The organism is Clostridium cavendishii DSM 21758 (assembly GCF_900141845.1).
Classification (GTDB): Bacteria; Bacillota; Clostridia; order Clostridiales; family Clostridiaceae; genus Clostridium_AG; species Clostridium_AG cavendishii.
The window spans coordinates 319,747-337,992 of record NZ_FQZB01000004.1 but is presented as its reverse complement, the minus strand read 5'-3'; the positions used below and the strand labels follow the sequence as shown (position 1 = coordinate 337,992).

Annotated in this window: 17 protein-coding genes; 14 read left to right on the top strand and 3 right to left on the bottom strand. The window is 27.6% G+C overall.

Annotation, left to right across the window (positions count from 1 at the left end; genetic code table 11):
- Positions 1-160: 160 nt before the first annotated feature.
- The 9 genes from BUB01_RS03450 (at position 161) to BUB01_RS03410 (ending at position 7,218) form a co-directional block, all read left to right on the top strand.
- A complete protein-coding gene (locus tag BUB01_RS03450; RefSeq protein WP_072985285.1) occupies positions 161-853 on the top strand; it encodes a response regulator transcription factor in 693 nt (230 codons plus the stop codon).
- Positions 854-943: 90 nt separating this feature from the next.
- Positions 944-1,843, top strand: a complete 900-nt coding sequence (locus BUB01_RS03445; protein ID WP_072985284.1) for an ABC transporter ATP-binding protein — start codon at positions 944-946, stop codon at positions 1,841-1,843.
- A 2-nt stretch (positions 1,844-1,845) separates the two neighbouring features.
- Complete coding sequence (locus BUB01_RS03440) at positions 1,846-2,586, top strand: hypothetical protein (RefSeq protein ID WP_072985283.1); 741 nt, start codon at positions 1,846-1,848, stop codon at positions 2,584-2,586.
- A 21-nt stretch (positions 2,587-2,607) separates the two neighbouring features.
- Positions 2,608-3,294 carry an ABC transporter permease gene (locus tag BUB01_RS03435; RefSeq protein ID WP_072985282.1) on the top strand — a complete coding sequence of 229 codons (687 nt, stop codon included), beginning with the start codon at positions 2,608-2,610 and terminating at the stop codon, positions 3,292-3,294.
- 16 nt (positions 3,295-3,310) lie between these two features.
- Positions 3,311-4,234, top strand: coding sequence for an ABC transporter ATP-binding protein (locus tag BUB01_RS03430; protein ID WP_072985281.1), 924 nt, complete (start codon positions 3,311-3,313; stop codon positions 4,232-4,234).
- Positions 4,227-4,964, top strand: coding sequence for an ABC transporter permease (locus BUB01_RS03425; RefSeq protein ID WP_072985280.1), 738 nt, complete (start codon positions 4,227-4,229; stop codon positions 4,962-4,964). Before BUB01_RS03430 ends, BUB01_RS03425 begins: the two co-directional genes overlap by 8 nt.
- A gap of 96 nt (positions 4,965-5,060) precedes the next feature.
- Complete coding sequence (locus BUB01_RS03420) at positions 5,061-5,888, top strand: sensor histidine kinase (protein WP_242958356.1); 828 nt, start codon at positions 5,061-5,063, stop codon at positions 5,886-5,888.
- A 69-nt stretch (positions 5,889-5,957) separates the two neighbouring features.
- Positions 5,958-6,161, top strand: coding sequence for a hypothetical protein (locus tag BUB01_RS03415; protein ID WP_072985278.1), 204 nt, complete (start codon positions 5,958-5,960; stop codon positions 6,159-6,161).
- Positions 6,162-6,315: 154 nt separating this feature from the next.
- Positions 6,316-7,218, top strand: a complete 903-nt coding sequence (locus BUB01_RS03410) for an acetamidase/formamidase family protein (RefSeq protein ID WP_072985277.1) — start codon at positions 6,316-6,318, stop codon at positions 7,216-7,218.
- Between the two features lie 77 nt (positions 7,219-7,295).
- Here the strand turns inward: BUB01_RS03410 and BUB01_RS03405 are convergent, their stop codons facing one another.
- The 3 genes from BUB01_RS03405 to BUB01_RS03395 form a co-directional block, all read right to left on the bottom strand.
- Complete coding sequence (locus BUB01_RS03405) at positions 7,296-7,643, bottom strand: winged helix-turn-helix transcriptional regulator (protein ID WP_084108273.1); 348 nt, start codon at positions 7,641-7,643, stop codon at positions 7,296-7,298.
- Positions 7,644-7,853: 210 nt separating this feature from the next.
- On the bottom strand, positions 7,854-8,675 hold the full coding sequence (locus BUB01_RS03400; RefSeq protein WP_072985276.1) for a nitroreductase family protein: 822 nt from the start codon (positions 8,673-8,675) through the stop codon (positions 7,854-7,856).
- Positions 8,676-8,791: 116 nt separating this feature from the next.
- A complete protein-coding gene (locus tag BUB01_RS03395) occupies positions 8,792-10,117 on the bottom strand; it encodes an MATE family efflux transporter (protein ID WP_072985275.1) in 1,326 nt (441 codons plus the stop codon).
- A 173-nt stretch (positions 10,118-10,290) separates the two neighbouring features.
- Between BUB01_RS03395 and BUB01_RS03390 the strand changes: the two genes are divergently transcribed.
- The 5 genes from BUB01_RS03390 to BUB01_RS03370 all read left to right on the top strand — a co-directional run bounded on the left by BUB01_RS03390 (position 10,291) and on the right by BUB01_RS03370 (position 18,230).
- Complete coding sequence (locus BUB01_RS03390; protein ID WP_072985274.1) at positions 10,291-11,118, top strand: MerR family transcriptional regulator; 828 nt, start codon at positions 10,291-10,293, stop codon at positions 11,116-11,118.
- Positions 11,119-11,332: 214 nt separating this feature from the next.
- Positions 11,333-12,166, top strand: coding sequence for a hypothetical protein (locus tag BUB01_RS03385; RefSeq protein WP_072985273.1), 834 nt, complete (start codon positions 11,333-11,335; stop codon positions 12,164-12,166).
- 141 nt (positions 12,167-12,307) lie between these two features.
- Positions 12,308-14,221, top strand: a complete 1,914-nt coding sequence (locus tag BUB01_RS03380; RefSeq protein ID WP_072985272.1) for a S8 family peptidase — start codon at positions 12,308-12,310, stop codon at positions 14,219-14,221.
- Positions 14,222-14,345: 124 nt separating this feature from the next.
- Positions 14,346-16,172 (top strand): S8 family peptidase, encoded by a 1,827-nt coding sequence (locus tag BUB01_RS03375; RefSeq protein ID WP_072985271.1) that lies wholly within the window; start codon positions 14,346-14,348, stop codon positions 16,170-16,172.
- 60 nt (positions 16,173-16,232) lie between these two features.
- A complete protein-coding gene (locus BUB01_RS03370) occupies positions 16,233-18,230 on the top strand; it encodes a S8 family peptidase (RefSeq protein ID WP_072985270.1) in 1,998 nt (665 codons plus the stop codon).
- The last annotated feature ends 16 nt before the right edge of the window (positions 18,231-18,246 follow it).

The window sequence follows — 18,246 nt, the reverse complement described above, 5'->3', positions numbered from 1 at the left end:
AAAAATAAGTGGACCTATATAATTTCCAACTATTTTAATTTTATTTATGTAGAAGGAAAATTATTTAAGTCCACTTTTTATTTTATAATATACTGGATTTATTTATTGTATAATTAGTATAATATTCAAATACAGATGTAATAGGTGGTGCAAATTTATTGTGAATAAAAATAAAAACATATTAATAGTTGAAGATGATAATGATATAAACAAAATGTTAGCTACTCTTATTAGAAAAAATGATTATAATGCTGTACAGGCTTATTCAGGTACAGAAGCTATGTTACAAATAGAACATAATGAATTTGATTTAGTTTTACTTGATTTAATGTTACCTGGAATCACTGGAGAAGAGTTATTAGAAAATATAAGAAAAACTAAAGAAATGCCAATAATAGTGATTTCAGCTAAAATTCATAAAGATGATAAAGTGAATTTACTTAAATTAGGAGCAGACGATTATATTACAAAGCCATTTGATATTGATGAAGTATGGGCAAGAATTTATTCAAATCTTAGAAGATATACTAAGTTTAATAATACAACTATAAAGAAAACTTTAACATTTAAAGATATTATCCTCAATAAAGAAACTAAAGAAGTATACGTAAATAATAAGAAAGTAATTTTTACAGCAAGAGAATTTAAAATACTTGAGTTATTTTTAAGTTATCCTAAAAAAGTATTTTCAAAGGAAAATCTATTTGAAACTATATGGGATGAAGAGTATTTAGGTGATGATAATACAGTAAATGTTCATATGAGTAATGTAAGAAGTAAGCTTCAAAAGGCTAACAAAGAAGAAGAATACATAGAAACTATATGGGGAATGGGTTATAAACTTAAAGGATAAACTTAAGGTTTTCTTAAGCTTTCCTTTAAGTTTCTTTATGTTTCCATTTATAAAATAATCTCAAACAAAAATATTTGGAGGAGATTGTTAATGGAGGAAATATTAAAAATTAAAGATATAACTAAAGTTTATGGAAAACAAGTTGTATTAGATAAAGTTAATTTATCATTAGGGGAGGGAGAAATAATAGGACTTGTAGGACCTAATGGTGCTGGTAAGACTACGCTTATGAAAATTATTACTGGACTTATTAAAAAGTATAATGGTGATGTTTTTATAAAAAATGAAAATATAAAGGAGAATATAAAACATGATACAAAACAAATAGGTTGTGTAATAGAAACACCAGGTTTTTATCCAGATTTAACAGGCTATGAAAATTTATTGTTTTTTTCAGAAATATCTGGGTTAAAAGATAAAAATGAAATTAATGAAATAGTTAAGAAACTAGGGATTGAGGACTATGTAAATAAGAAGGTAAAAAAGTATTCACTGGGTATGAAGCAAAGACTTGGGGTTGCACAGGCTGTTTTATCATATCCACCTATACTTATATTAGATGAGCCAACTAATGGCTTAGATCCTGCAATAGTTCCAGAGCTTAGAAAGTTTATAAAATATATAGCAAAAGAAAAGCATACAGCTGTATTTATATCAAGTCATATTCTTTCTGAGATTGAGTTAATGTGTGATAAAGTTGCTTTTATACAGGAAGGAAAATTAGTTAAAATAGAAAATTTAAAAGAAGTAAAAAGGGATAATACTACTATTGCTTTTATAACAAGTAAAATAGAAGAATTAAGGAACTTTTTTAATGAAAGGAAGATTGAATATAAAATATTAGGCGAAGATAAGTTACAGATAGTTTTAAATCCTAAACATTTAGAAGACTTAGTTTTAAATATAAGTAAAGCTAATATACCACTTAGAAGTGTCTATGAGGTAAGTGAAAGTTTAGAGGAAAAATATTTAAGGACTATGGGGGAATAAAAATGAAAGGGTTATTAAAAATATCTTGGCTTAATGTTAAAAATATAGCGTATTCAAAGAAGTTTATGCTTGGAATTAGTATAGCTTTTATTTACTCAATGATGTGGGTATTTTTAGTTAGGCCTTCAAGATATGGTCTTAGTGAATATGCATTCGAGATAGGAAGGTTTTTATTTATAGTAATACTATATAGTACAGTTTCATTACTTAGAAATGATATAATTTTTAATACAACTAAAACTGTTTTTACAGGAATTTTTAGTAGAATAGAAATAATGATAACAAAGGCAATATCTTTAATAATATGGGGGATAATTTTTGCACTTATAATTGAGATAAATAATGTGGTAGCATCATGTATTTTATATGAGAAGATAGGAATTTCTGGATTTTTAGCTTTTAATCATTTAGAGTTATTTATCACTTATATTGTTATAGCTCTTTGTATTGGAAGTCTGATGTTTTTAATATCTTCTATAATGTTTAATGAAAGTAAGACAGTGCTATTTTTTATACTATTTATTAGTATGATAAATTTTTATACGGCAGGTATTGTAACATTGATTTTTAGGCATCCAGAAGTTGCAAATAAATTATTCATTTATTTGCAGACACCCTTCTATAATATAGTACTGTTAACACAGGGAATATTTAATATAAAAGCAGTAATAATAAATTTAGCTTGGACATTAATATTCTTTGTTTCAGCTACTTTTGTCATTAATAGAAGAGAGATTAAGTAGTTAAGGGGTAGGTGAATTGTCTTGGAAAGAGTTTTAAAGCTTATAACATTGGAAATAAAGAAAAGAAATTTTTTAAAAATGGCAACTATTTCATTACTAGCACTTAGTCCTATTTTATTATTATACTCTAAATTTATGGATAAAAATTTGATTCCACAAGCAGCGTTAAGATTAATTGCTTTCATTATATTAGTTATTAGTAGTTTCTCATTAACACATGAGTTTTCAAACAAAACAGATAAGATAATATTTACAGGTATATTTAGTAGAACCCAAATAATGATTTCCAAACTAGTTAGCTTCATATTTGTAACTACTATATGCTTTATATTTTATGAAATTGTGTTAATAGTATGTGGTACCTTTGATTTTAAAAATTTATTCGGTAATTTTTTAACATTTAATATTTATGTTTTTACTATAGGGTCCTTTATATTATTAGTTTCAGTTATTACTTCTAATTTTATAGTTACAGGTATTACTTGTTATATTTTGTATTTTGATTTAATATTAGTACTTTTTAATAATGCATTAGGATCAAATAGAAGTGAAGAAATAAAACAAATTATAAGAAATTTACCATTTTATATAGCAAACATGGGTTTTGCTAAAGGTATGTATACTGTAACTGAATCTATTGTTATGCTAGGTTATGGAATTGTATTTTTTGCATTAGCTTGTGTTATAATGAATAGAAAAAATATCTAACTTAGAGAGGCTTTAAATGGATAGTATTATATTAAGAACCTTTGGAGTTACTAAAGCTTATAAAAATTCAAATGTGTTAGATGGCATTAATATGTCAATAAGAAGAGGACAAATTTATGGACTTATAGGCTTAAACGGTGCAGGAAAAACTACATTAATGAGAGTTATATCAGGACTTGTAACAAATTATAATGGAAATATTGAGCTATTTGGAGAAAGTAATGTTGAAAAAATACAGAAAGAACGCAGTAGGATGGGGTGCCTTATAGAGACACCTGCTCCATATTACTATAAAACTGTTTATGAAAACCTAGAGATAGAAAGACTTCATAAAGGAATACCAGGGAAAGAGTGTATAGAAAAGGTTTTGAAATTAGTGGATTTAGTAGATTTTAAGGATAAAAAGATAAAAAATCTTTCAGTAGGGACAAAACAAAGAGTGGGAATTGCAATGGCTTTGCTTGGAGATCCAGAATTTTTGATATTAGATGAACCTATTAACGGGTTAGATCCGGTATGGATAATTGAAATAAGGGAATTATTAAAAAGGTTAAATAAAGAAGTGGGAGTTACAATTCTAATATCTAGTCATATATTAGAGGAATTACATCAACTTGCAAATTGTTATGGAATAATTCATAAAGGAAAATTAATAGAGCAAATAACAGATAAAGAATTAGATGAGAAATGTAAAAAATTTCTTCATATTAAAGTAGATAATATACCTAATGCAACAGTTATATTAAATACAAAGTTAAAAACATCTAATTTCACAGTATTACCTAATAATATCATTAAATTACATGATTATGTAGATAATTCAGGCACAGTAGCTAAATTATTATTTAGTGAAGGAATTATAGTAGAGGAAATAATGCCTATGGGAGATAGTTTAGAATCATATTTTTCGAAGGTTATAGGAGGTGTTTTAGATGATTAATTTAATAAAAGTTGAATTATACAAGCTAAAAACCTCGAAAACATTTTTAGCAGTTATATTTTTAAGTGTATTACAAAGTATTTTATGTCCTATAATATTTAGTCAGACTATGACTGGAAAACAAGTATTAATTACTGTATTTGAGACACAGGATGTCATAGGTTTTTTCATGTTAGTAGGATTATTTACTGCTTTTTACATAGCTGACGAGTTTAGCTCTAAGTATATAAAGAATTTAATTGTTTATGGGCATAGAAGAAGAGATATTCTTATGGCAAAGATTATAGTTTATTATATTGGAATTACAATTATAAGTTTAATATCTCCTATTTTAATAACAATAATAAATACATTTATTAATGGATATGGAGAAGCTATTACGTTAAATACTCTTATGTTTATAATAAGGGTATTTATGCTTATGTTACTTGTCTATATTGGTTTATCAAGTATTGCAGTTTTGATAGCAGTTATTTGTAAAAATTCTACGCTTGTTATAATTTCGCTTATAGTATTGGACTCAATTAACAGGTTTGGGTTAGCTTTTGCAATAAGAAACTCAATTGTTGATTTAATTTATAGTAATATTATATTTGGACAAAAGGTGAACGCTGTGGCAGAGAAACTTAGCATTTTGCAAGGGACAAAGGTGATAGTAATATCTTTAATTACAATAGCAGTTTCAATTTTTTTAAGTATATATTTTTTTGAAAAAGCAGATATAAGATAAGGAAAGGCGGATAAATGTATGATTCTTATTATAGCAATTTTAATAATTATAATAATATTTTTATTTATACGTTTATTTCTTATAAGAAGGCAAGTAATGGGGATAAATGAGCAGATTATAGATATTAATAGAAATAAGGAAGATAAAAAGTTAACTGTAGGTTTGATAAATAAAGAACTTGAAGAATTAGCTAAAAATATAAATATTACTTTAGATTTAAAAAAACAATGTGAAATCAGAGAAATTGAGCTTCAAAATGATTTAAGACAAACAATTGCAAATATTTCACATGACCTTAGAACACCATTAACATCTATTATAGGTTATATTCAATTTTTAAAACTTGATAATACAAGTGAGGAAGAAAAAAAAGAGTATTTAGAGACAGCAGAAAGAAGAGCAAAATCATTAGAGGTATTACTTAATGATTTTTATGAACTTTCTTTAATAGAATCTTTAGATTATAAAATAAATTTAGAAAAAGTAAAGTTTAATAGAATTATAAAAGAAATAGTTTTAGGGAGATATTCTGATTTTATAAATATAGGCATAACTCCTAATATACAAATTTTAGAGGAAGATGTATATATTATAGCGGAGCATAAATCATTAGAACGTGTGATAGAAAATTTATTAAGCAATGCTATTAGATATGCAAAGGATAAAATTTCTATTTCTTTAGAAATAGAAGAAAGTATAGCAATACTAAAAGTTAGTAATAATATTAGAAATTTAACTAATCATGATGTGGAAAAGGTTTTTGACAGATTTTACATGGCAGATAAGACACGTTCAGGAAAAGGATCAGGGCTTGGTTTAGCTATTGTAAAAGGATTAGTTGAAAGAATGAATGGCAATATAGAAGCAGATATTGTTGGTGATATTTTTAATATCTACTGTAGGTTTAAAATAATTAATATTTAGTATAAAAATATATGTTATAAATTATTTTAAAGATAAGTTATTTAAAATAATATTTAGAGGGGAAATTAAATGACAAATAAAAAGCAAGAAAATAAAAGCAAAGCTACAAATCTAGGAATAGTATTTGGAACGTCATTAGGAATAATATTTGGAATTATTTTTAATGAATTTACGCTTTGTTTCATAATAGGAATAAGTGCTGGGCTTACAATTGGATCAATGTATGATTTGAGAGATAAGAAGAATGATTATAAAGAAGTGACTAAAAACTAATAGTTATTTTTAATAAACTGTATCTAAATAATAGTATCTATATTAATGATTATATTTAGGGCATAAAATTAACTAAGGTTTTAACATATTGAATTAAACTTAAATAAGTTGTATAGTTTATACAAATGGAAATAATTATAGAAGAGGTGTTAAAATGGTTCATAATCTTAATAACTCAAATTCAATTTTTAATTTTTCTAATAAACATGAATATGTATTAAAAGTTAATTCAGGGGATGTTGTTGAAATAGAAACAAAGGATTGTTTTTCAGATTTAGTAAAAAGTGAAGAAGATTTTATGTACAATATGGAATGGGACAAGGTTAATCCTGCAACAGGTCCTATATATATAGAAGGGGCCAGAAAAGGAGATGTACTTAAAGTTACTATTAAAAAAATTAATATAAAGGAAAAAGCTGTTATAGCTACAGGAAAAGATATTGGAGTTCTTGGAGATAAGATGAATGGGCAACATTGTAAGGTTGTAGACATAAAGAATGACAAAATAATTTTTGATAATAATTTAGAAATACCAGTTAAAAAAATGATTGGAGTAATCGGAGTGGCTCCAAATGAAGAGGAGATTAATACAGGGACTCCAGGCTCTCATGGTGGTAATATGGATAATACTATGGTAGAAGAAGGTGCTACTATTTATTTTCCAATATTTAAAGATGGTGCCTATTTTGCTTTAGGAGATGTTCATGCAGTTATGGCTGATGGTGAAATTGGGGGAGCTGGAGCAGAAATAGGTGCATTTGTAACGGTACAGTTAGAAGTAATTAATGAGTTAAAATTAAATAATCCTCTACTTGAAAACAATGAATTCATTTCTACAATAGCTTCAGAGAAAAGTATTGATAAGGCTGTATATACAGCAGTTCACGATATGCTTAATATTGTAAAGGAAAGAGTTAATCTTGAAATAAAGGACATATCAATGTTATTTAGCATAACCAGTAATACTGAAATATGTCAAGTAGTGGATCCTTTAAAAACAGCTAGATTTGTAGTGCCTAAGTGGGTTCTTGAAAAATATAATTTTAGATTATTATAGAAAAGTATATATTAAAGAGTCTATATAAGATTGAACAAAAATGTTCAACATTATATAGACTTTTGTTATTTATAGGATTAATTATTTCGTGTTTGATTTATAACATCGTATCCAAATTTTTCGAGAGAGCGTAATATTGGGCATAAAGACATACCGAGGTCAGTTAAAGAATACTCAACATGGGGTGGTACTTCATTAAATTGTTTTCTATCTACTAATTTGTATTCTAGTAGTTCTTTCAGACAACGAGTAAGCATTAAATTAGAAATACCATCTAAATTTTTTTGTAATTGATTAAAGCGTATAACTTTGTTTGTATATATTTCCCAAAGTATTTTTAAACGCCATTTTCCACTTATTATATTTAAGGCTAAATGTATAGCATTTTCATTCATAGATATTTTTTCTATTGGACAGTTATTCATATTGAACTCCATTTCTTTTTTATAGTATACTAATATATTATTTTATAACTTAGTTATTTGCTTGTAAAGAATATTATTTATAATAAGAAAACATTTTAAAAGTAAACTTATAAAACTAAGAATAGAGATTATTGGGAATGAAAAGTATATCAATAATAGTGTATAATTAAAAGTCAGCAATGAAAGGAGTATTCATTGCTGACGAATTTTTTATAACCAAGTTATAGAAGATTTCTTTCTAGGAACAGTTCTAAGATATTTTATATTTGGATAACCTATTACCATACATGTTACGATTTTGTGATTTTCTTCTAAACCAAGAAAGTCATTAATTTTTTTATTTCCTTCTGCAGCCTTAGCTAAGAAACCGCTAAAGTAAGTGCCAAGACCTAATGCATTTGTAATAAGTTCCATATTTGAAGAGGCTAATGATGCATTTACAGAATCAGGGGAGGTTACAAGAATAACTAGAGGTGCCTTAAAGAACAACCTATCACTGCCATTAGGATTTTCTAAAAAGTCACTATACATTTTAATCCACATATAAGCATATCTTTTTAATCTATTATCAGTTATATTTTGATTTGTAAGTATATGCTCACCTTTTTCTTTAAGTGATTCTAGTACTAATTTTCTTAACTCTTGAAGTTTATCTTTAACAACTATATAAGAAACATTTTGACTGTTAATGCCTGTTTGAGTAAATCTACCTGCTTCTATAATTTTATTAATTTTCTCATCTTCAACATCTTTATTATTAAAGTTTCTTACACTTCTTCTAAACTTAATAAAGTTTAGAAGATTTTCAGCTTCAATAGTAAAATCTTCTTTGGTATATTTTTTTACTTCATTCATATCATATTCATCAGTTGATACAGCCTCTTTTGGACAAATAGCTATACAATGTCCACATTTAATACAAGTTTCATTTTTTATATTGGCTTTTCCATTAACTAATTCAATATCGTAAGCGATACAATCTTTTGAGCAAAGTCCACAACCAACACATTTTTCTAAATTAACATTCATCATATTTAAAAACTCCTAACAATAATATTTATTCATGTAGGTTATTATATTAGTGATTTTTAAGTAAAACAAGTACTGAAATCTTTGTAACCAAGTTACAAAAAAGTAAGTAAAGTTTTTTAGTAGTGATATATCTTTTTATATTTTCTTAAAAATGTTAATGAAAGTAGAATAGTTAATAATTCAGCAAACGGAACCGTAAGCCATAAGCCATTTATGTTTAATAATTTTGGTAATATTGCTGCACCAATTATTATAAATACAAATGATCTACATAAGGCTAATATTGCTGAAATTTTACCATTTGAAAATGCAGTAAATAACCCAGATGCAAATACATTTATACCAATAAATAAAAATGCAATAGCAAATAGTTTAAGTCCATTTAAAGCTATATTAAAAACAGGATTATTAGTTGTTACAAATATACCAACTAACATGGGTGAAAAAGCTATAGATATAATAAATACTATAATAGATGAAATTATGATAAATTTCTTTGAATAATTATAGGTTTCTTTTATTTTATCAATATTTTTAGCACCATAATTAAAGCTAAGGATTGGGGTAATTCCAGCTACAAGTCCCAAATATGTTGATACCATTAAAAAATGAGCATACAGTATGATTGTTAATGCAGCTAAGCCCTTTTCACCAGCATATTTTAATGCTAGCATATTAAAAATTATAGTTGTAATTCCAGTAGAAAGTTCCGTAACCAATTCAGGAGATCCATTAATTATGACTTTAATAAGTAATTTAAAATCTACTTTTGGAATTCCAAATTTTAGATTTGACTTAGAAGATAAGAAATAATAAAATCCCATGATAGCTGCAACTAAAACTCCAAGTCCAGTTGCTAAAGCTGCTCCAGCAACTCCAAAATTAAATATAGATATGAAAATATAATCGAATATAATATTTACTATACCTGAGATTATAGATAATAAAAGACTAAAATTAAAATTTCCATCAGTTCTAATAAAAAATTCAAATAAGGTTTTTATTATAAATATAGGTGCAAATAAAATTATTATTTTACCAAAGGCTTCAGCATAAGGTAAAATAACTTCGGTAGCGCCAAGAATAGTAGCTATATTTTTAATAAATATAGAACCTAAAACTGAAATTATAATACCAACTAATGTTGCTGATATAAAAATGAAAGAAAAAGCTTTATTTGCTTCTTCATTTTTACTTTGACCAAGCATTATAGATACAATAGCACTTCCTCCAATAGCAAACATTATACCAATTCCGAATATAAGATTTATAGCAGGAAGAATTATATTAATACTAGCTAAAGCATCGGAACCTACAAGTACGGATACAAATATACCATCCACAATAGTATAAAATGAAATGAATACCATAGATATAATGGCTGGTGATATAATTTTTAAAAATTTAAGAAAAGTAACTTTCTTAGAAAAATTTGCTTCCATGATGATAGCCTCCTTTATTTTTTTATATAAAAAGCATAATTTATTTAGAGAGTTTAGTATTAGGAACATGTCCTATTGTATAATAAGGTATATAGTAACTATATAGGCAAGCAATTTTTTAAAATAAACTTGTGTAAGAATGTGTATACAAGATATATAAAGGAGTAATTTTTATGAATAGTTCAAAAAAATATTTTGCAACAGGTGAATTTGCAAAGTTATGCGATATATCTAAACAAACATTAATATATTATGATAATATAGGAATTTTTAAACCAGCATATAAAGATGAGAATAATTTTAGATTTTATGCTTTAAGTCAATATGATACTATTTGTACATTAATTACTTTGAGAGATGTTGGAATGTCTTTAGAAGATATTAGAAGTTATTTGGATAAGAGAACGCCTCAAAAAGCAGTTGATATGTTAACTAATGAGTATAAAAAAATTGAGAAGAAAATACAGGAGTTAGATGATATAAGTAGAAATATTAAAAATAAAATAGATGTAATTAATAAAGGAATAAAAATTGGGTTAAATAATGCAATATATATAAAAGAAATGGAAACAGAGTCATTAATATTAAATAGATTTAGATGTAATTCTGAGACTGATATTATATTTAACGCCATGGAGCTCATAAAATACTGTAATGAAAATAAAATATATTCAGGATATTCTTTAGGAGCTACTGTTAGTAAAGAAAATATAATTAATAAGAGATATACGAAGATAAGCAGTCTTTTTATTAAGGTAGACAAAAGTATAAAAAGTGAAAAAATTACTATTAAGCCAAAAGGGCTATATGCATGTATAAATCATATTGGTAGCTATGAAACAACTTTTAAATCCTATGATAGATTATTAAAATATATAGAAGAAAATGGATATGATGTTGATGGAGATTCATATGAGTGGACCTTATTTGATTCATTAATTGTAAAAAGCGAAGACGAGTATTTAACAGAAATAAACATTCCTATTAGAAAAGCTATATAATTATTTAGATAAAATATGCAAATAGATAATGTAAACAAAGGTAATATAAAAATTATTTTTTCAAATTTTAATGGATAAGTTAGATATCTGGACCTTAAATTATAGAAAAGAATATAATATTTATGCTACATTTCTAGAAAAAATACAAATTATTATTTTGGTACATATGTTAAAATTAGATTATTGTAATATTTTGGTGATGGGGTGTTATTTTATGAAACCATTAGATAATTTTAATGAAATTGTAATTTCAGAAGAAAATGCTAAAAAGTATTTAAATGACATTGAATTTAAGGAATTTAAATTAATGTCGAATGAAGAGAAAAATCAAAAGTTAAGAAATTTATTAGAAAAACCTATTTTTGAATTTACTGTTATAAATGAGCTATATTTTAGAAGTAAATGGGCTGAATGTGTAAATATTTTAATGGGTGACAACAGATTGAATTTACTTGAAATTGCATCTGGAGATGCAGATATGATTCCACAAATGATGGCAAGAAATAATATTAACAGTCATTATATTACTGCAAATATGAATAAAGAATTAAATAGTAGTTTAACAAATAAAACAAAAGATTTGCCTATTAGAATTACACTTATTGATGATGATGCTGCAAATATAAAAAAATATTTAGGTGAAGAGCAAGTCGACATAATAGCCTTTCAACATAGTGTAAATGATATAGTTCAAGCTATATTATGTGAAGATGAAGGAATAGATACTGTTTATTCAAACTGGATTGAAATATTACCAAAAATGATTGAAATAATGAAAAGGGAAGATAAGAATAACTCATTAGAGGAAAGTGTAAAACTACCATTTCTAAACTTAATAAAGAGTTTGTTAGGTGTGTTAAAAAAAGACGGATTTATAATTATTAATCACTACATGTTTCAATTTGACTTAGAGTTAGGTTATCCAGAAGATATATGGGAGAATTTTGTTCTAATCACACGTAAATGGCTAAGTGAGTTAGAGGAATGTGAAGAGTTTGCTATTGATGGATTTAATGAACAATGGTGGATATTTTTAAAAAAGAATTAGAGGATATTTTAAGTGATAATAAAAAGTAAAATAGATGATTTATGTTATTATATGAGAAAATGTGTTTCTATGGAATTTATAGAAACGCATTTTTTTATTTTAAATTTTAATAAATTATAAATATAAGGTGTTTATTGAGAAATGTTTGAATATTTTAATAGTATAGAGCTTTATTCACTGGGGGAGATTAACATAGGAGATTATAAGTTGAATGAAGAATTGAACTTATTAAATAAATCAAGAATTGAACAGAAAAATATGAGTTTTGAAAATATTGATGATACCACGTTTTTTACATTACCAGGTACTATTTTTGCTACAATAGAGTATCAGGGAGATATTAAAGCAGCCATAAAGAAGATACCTAATGCTAGAGTTTTTATAGCTGATAAAAACCGTGCAATAATAGCAGCTCAAACAAATTTAGAAGGATTAAGAAAGATATTTGATGAGCTCTTTGATGTAATTGTTTATGTAGTTACTATTTTATTACATACTTTATGTGATATTTCACCTATAGAAGCATCAGGGGCGAGTAGTTTTTATAATAGTGTTTATTTACCTTTAGATGGTCAAGGTATTACTGTTGGAATTATTGATACTGGAATAGATTATTTAAATGAAGAGTTTATTAATGAAGATGGAACTTCAAAAATTATAAGTATTTGGGATCAGGATATTTATACAGGAAAAGTGCCTGAAGGTCAGTATGGGGGAAGTGAGTATACTAATGAAGAGATAAATAGAGCTATTAATGCTAAGAAGAATGGTGAAGATCCATATAAGATAGTTCCTACGAAAGATAAGGATGGACATGGAACTAATATGGCTAGCTTAATAGGTGCAAGAGGGGTAAATCCATCACTTAGAGGAGTGGCTCCAAGGTGTAACTTGGCAATTGTAAAACTAAGCCCAGCAGTATCTGCTTATAGAGATGAGTATGGAGTATATGGAGATAAGGTTGCTTATTCAACATCAGTTATATTTGCAGCTATGAAGTATTTATATGAGTTGGTACCTAAAATTAAGACACCCATGGTAATATTGGTGCCCCTAGGCTCAAATCTTGGACCTCGTAATGGATTATCATTCATTGAGAGATATATAGATGATATTTCAAAAGTTAAAGGGATAGCTGTAATTATGCCAATAGGTAATCAAGGTGATGGAAGTAATCATAATTCTGGAATAATAGAGAGTACAGGGGATGTAAAAGATATTGAACTTAAAATAGATAAAAACCAAAAGAATATTAAATTTGAAATTTGGATTTCTAAACCTGATAAGGTTTCATTATCAATAGTTTCTCCTTCTGGGGAAATTATTGATAGGATACCACCAACTAATAATAAAATAACAGAAATTAAATTTTTGTATGAAAGCACTGTTATGTATATAGAATATTTAATACCAGAAACGGTAAGTGGAGAGGAAAAAATTTCAATAAAGGCTAGGAATATAAGAGAAGGTATATGGACTTTTAAACTTATAGGGGATTTAATTATAGTTGGTAAATATGATGCTTATTTACTTGAAAGAGAACTGTTGGCTCCAGAAACTAAGTTTTTGAAGTTTGCTCCGTATATAACTTTAACTACACCATCTTCATCTTCATCAGCTATAACAGTAGGATACTATAATCAAAATAATGATAGTATTGTGAAAGAATCTGGTAGAGGTTATACGAGGGATAATAGGGTTAAACCTGAGATAGTTGCTGGTGGAGTAAGAGCAGTAGTTACTACTGTAGGAGGAGGAACACAAGTTATAACTGGATCAAGTGTTTCAGCAGCTATTGTAGCAGGGTGTTCAGCACTTATATTTCAGTGGGGAATTGTAAATGGAAATGATAGTAATTTGTATGCATCAAAGCTTAAAACATATTTAATAGGTGGTACTTTAAAGAAAACTGAGGATTTATATCCAAATCCAGAGTGGGGATATGGAAAAATTGATGTAAAAGCTATATTTGATAATATAAGAGTTATAGAAGAAAAACATATAGAGAGTAAAGAATATTATATTGGTAATTTATTTATAAGATTACCAGTATGAATTAGCCATATAAAAATATAATCTTGAATTAATATATAAATATTAGAGATGTTTCTAGGAGGAGAGTAATATAGAAGGAATAAATCTGTCTAGTAATAATAGGATAGAAGAAGACATAGGAAGCATGCCGGATGAAAAGTTCTTTGCTCTATTAGATACTGTGTATTCAGTAGTTGAATACAAGGGGGATATAGTTAGTATGGTAAAAAAAATCCCTAATGCTAGAGTAGCTATTGTAGATAAAAATCGTGCAATATTAGCAGTTAGAGGAGATGTTCAGGAGGTTGTTGATAAGCTTTTTGATGTAATTGTTAATGTAAGTCCTAGTTCACTTTATACTTTATGTGATATTTCACCAGTAGAAGCATCAGAAGCAACTATATTCCACAATAGTATTTATTTACCACTAGATGGGTCTGGTATTATTGTAGGGATAATTGATAGTGGAATAGATTACTTAAACGAAGAATTTATTAATGAGGATGGAACATCAAGAATTATAGCTATTTGGGATCAAAATATTGTTAGTGATAAAAAGCCACCAGGACAATTTGTAGGAACTGAATATACTAGAGAAGAAATAACTTCTGCTATTAAGGCTAAACAGGAGGGGAAAGATCCATATTCTATAGTGCCATCAAAAGATGATATAGGGCATGGTACACATATGTCATCAATTGTTGGGGCAAGAGGAGTTAAGCCAGAACTTGTAGGAGTAGCACCAAAATGTGATTTGGCGATGGTAAAGCTTGGGCCCAGTCCTGAATCATTAAACAATCAATTTGCTAAATATGGTAATTCACCTACGTTTACCACATCAGTCCTTTTTTTGGCTACGAAATACTTATATGATTTGTCTTATCGAATGAAAAAACCTATTGTAATACTTACACCATTAGGAGGAGTTAGGGGAGGACATAATGGTCTGGCATTTAATGAGAGGTATATAGATGAGATTTCAAAGGTTAGAGGTGTAGCTGCAGTTATACCAACAGGAAATGAAGGAAATGCAGAGAACCATGTATCTGGAAAGATACTTAATGAAGGTGATTCACAAAATATAGAAATTAAAATAGGAAAAGACCAACAAAATATAAATTTTGAAATTTGGGTAAGCAAACCAGATAAATTTGCTCTATCAATAATTTCACCTTCTGGAGAAATTATTGATAGAATACCTCCAACTTTAAATAAAATTACGCCATTTAAGTTTTTATATGAGGGAACCGTAATATATGTTAAATATGATATTCCAGAAGCATTAACTGGCGATGAGAAAATCACTATTAATGCTAGGAATATAAGAGAAGGAATTTGGACTTTTAAACTTATAGGTGAACTTGTTGTAACAGGTGATTTTAATTCATATTTACTTCAAAGAGAACTCTTAGCTCCTGACACTAAATTTTTAAACCCAGATCCTTATGGAACATTAACTATACCATCAACTTCATCTTATGGAATATCGGTTGGATTTTATAATCAAAATAACAATTCTAATGTAGCAGAGTCTGGAAAGGGATATACACGAGATGGAAGAGTTAAACCAGACTTAGCGGCTGGGGGAATAAATGCGGTAGTAGCTGATGGAAATTCCGGAACGAAGGTTATAAGTGGATCTAGTGTAGCTGCTGCTGTTGTAGCAGGGTGTTCAGCTCTTATATTTCAATGGGGAATTATAAATGGAAATGATGTGAATTTATACTCTACTAAACTTAAAACCTATCTTATAGGAGGCACAGTAAAAAGGGAGGGAGATATATATCCTAATCCAGAGGTTGGTTATGGATTTGTCAATATGAAAGGAATTTTTGATAATATTAGATCAAAAATTTATGTGAATCCATATGATAGGGAACTACTTTACAAAGAGGATATATATGTGAATGAATATTGTTTTGGTAGTTTATTCATAAGATTGCCAAAAGCCAAAAATTATATAAAGTTATAGAAATATTTAATTAATATGAAATAGCTTTTTAAGGAGGTGCTTAATATAGAGAAAGTAGAAGTGAAACCATATGTTACTGTAGAATATAATGGAGATATTTCTGGAGCTACAAAAAAGATTGGGAATGCAAAGGCTTTTATAATAGATGAGAATCATGCAATATTAGTATATCAAGGAGACATTAAGGAAGTGGCTGATAAGCTTTTTAAAGAAGGTGTGAGTATTAAAATAATTCCTAATCTTACAGATCAGCAATTTTTTGCATTACCACAAGCAACTTTTGCCACCATAGAATATCAAGGTGATGTTATTAGTGCAGTGAAAAATATTCCTAATGCTAGGGTGATTATTCTTGATAAAAAACGTGCAATATTAACAGTTGTAGGAAATGCTGATGATATACAAGATGTAGTTAATCAACTTTCAGATGTACTTCTTTATTCAGTGCAAACTGTACTTCATACTACCTGTGACATTTCACCAATAGAGGCTTCTGGAGCAACTACATTCCATAATAGTGTTTATTTACCTTTAGATGGGAGAGGGGTTACTGTAGGAATTGTTGATACTGGAATAGATTACTTAAATGAAGAATTTATTAATGAAGATGGTACATCAAGAATTGTAGCACTTTGGGACCAGATACTTAATACTGGAAAAAAACCAGAAGATTCATTTGGAGGCAGTGAATATAGTAATGAAGATATAAATAGAGCAATTCAAGCTAAGAGAAATGGTGAAGATCCTTATAAAATAGTACCATCTAAAGATACAGATGGACATGGTACTAGTATGGCATCTATTATAGGAGCAAGGGGTGTAAATCCAGATATTATCGGGGTAGCACCAAGATGTGCATTAGCTATTGTAAAGCTATATGATGCACCGAATACTGTAAGAGATGATTTTGGTGTATATGGAGATAGGGTAGCTTATTCTACATCAGTAACATTTTCAGGTATTAAATATCTATATGAGTTAGGCATTAAATTAAAAACACCTATAGTAATATTTGTAGGAGTAGGAGCTAATATAGGTCCTCATAATGGTTTATCATTTATTGAAAGATATATAGATGAAATTTCAAAGGTAAGGGGAATAGCTGCAATTGTACCAACAGGAAATCAGGGAAATAGTGAAACTCATGTTTCAGGTAAGATAATTAAAAAAGGAGATACTAAGAATATTGAGATTAAGATAGGCAAAGAACAAATTAATATAAAGTTTGAGATATGGATTAGTAAACCAGATAAATTTGCATTATCAATTATTTCGCCTTCTGGTGAAATAATTGAAAGAATACCACCTACTCTTGAAAAGAGGGTAGAAGTTAAATTTCTTTATGAAAGTACAATACTATATGTAGAATATTCTATACCAGAGGTTTTAACTGGTGAAGAGAGAATTACGATTAAAGGTAGAAATATGAGGGAAGGAATATGGATTTTTAAGCTTATAGGCGAACTAGTCATATCAGGAGAGTATGATTCATATTTGATTCAGAGGGAATTATTAGCGCCAGAAACAAAGTTTTTAAATTCAGACCCATATGAAACTTTAACTATACCATCAACTTCAGCTTATGCTATAACAGTAGGTTTCTATAATCAAAATAATAATTCTGTTGTAGCTGAATCTGGAAAGGGATATACAAGGGATAATAGAATTAAACCAGATTTAGTGGCCGGTGGAATAAATGCTATGGCAGCTACTATAGGAGGAGCTACAAGAATGATAAGTGGGTGTAGTGTAGCAACAGCTATTGTTGCAGGTTGTTCTGCACTTATATTTCAGTGGGGGATTATTAACGGAAATGATACAAATTTATATTCTACAAAGCTCAAAACATATTTGATAGGAGGGACAATAAAACGAGAAGGTGATATATATCCTAACAGAGATTTTGGATATGGAATACTTAATATGAAAGGTATATTTGATAATATTAGACTAAAACTCAGTAACTTCGAGAGTAATAATATTGTGAGTAAAAAAAGGTTATTGAATGAAGAAGAATACTATATAGATAATTTATTTATAAGGATACCTAAATTATAAAAAACTCTAAGTAGGA

Excerpts from the sequence above, each read along its gene's own strand:
- BUB01_RS03445 (WP_072985284.1), top strand. The coding sequence starts at position 944 with ATGGAGGAAATATTAAAAATTAAAGATATAACTAAAGTTTATGGAAAA.
- BUB01_RS03440 (WP_072985283.1), top strand. The coding sequence starts at position 1,846 with ATGAAAGGGTTATTAAAAATATCTTGGCTTAATGTTAAAAATATAGCG.
- BUB01_RS03430 (WP_072985281.1), top strand. The coding sequence starts at position 3,311 with ATGGATAGTATTATATTAAGAACCTTTGGAGTTACTAAAGCTTATAAA.
- BUB01_RS03425 (WP_072985280.1), top strand. The coding sequence starts at position 4,227 with ATGATTAATTTAATAAAAGTTGAATTATACAAGCTAAAAACCTCGAAA.
- BUB01_RS03420 (WP_242958356.1), top strand. The coding sequence starts at position 5,061 with ATGGGGATAAATGAGCAGATTATAGATATTAATAGAAATAAGGAAGAT.
- BUB01_RS03415 (WP_072985278.1), top strand. The coding sequence starts at position 5,958 with ATGACAAATAAAAAGCAAGAAAATAAAAGCAAAGCTACAAATCTAGGA.
- BUB01_RS03410 (WP_072985277.1), top strand. The coding sequence starts at position 6,316 with ATGGTTCATAATCTTAATAACTCAAATTCAATTTTTAATTTTTCTAAT.
- BUB01_RS03405 (WP_084108273.1), bottom strand. The coding sequence starts at position 7,643 with ATGAATAACTGTCCAATAGAAAAAATATCTATGAATGAAAATGCTATA.
- BUB01_RS03400 (WP_072985276.1), bottom strand. The coding sequence starts at position 8,675 with ATGATGAATGTTAATTTAGAAAAATGTGTTGGTTGTGGACTTTGCTCA.
- BUB01_RS03395 (WP_072985275.1), bottom strand. The coding sequence starts at position 10,117 with ATGGAAGCAAATTTTTCTAAGAAAGTTACTTTTCTTAAATTTTTAAAA.
- BUB01_RS03390 (WP_072985274.1), top strand. The coding sequence starts at position 10,291 with ATGAATAGTTCAAAAAAATATTTTGCAACAGGTGAATTTGCAAAGTTA.
- BUB01_RS03385 (WP_072985273.1), top strand. The coding sequence starts at position 11,333 with ATGAAACCATTAGATAATTTTAATGAAATTGTAATTTCAGAAGAAAAT.
- BUB01_RS03380 (WP_072985272.1), top strand. The coding sequence starts at position 12,308 with ATGTTTGAATATTTTAATAGTATAGAGCTTTATTCACTGGGGGAGATT.
- BUB01_RS03375 (WP_072985271.1), top strand. The coding sequence starts at position 14,346 with ATGCCGGATGAAAAGTTCTTTGCTCTATTAGATACTGTGTATTCAGTA.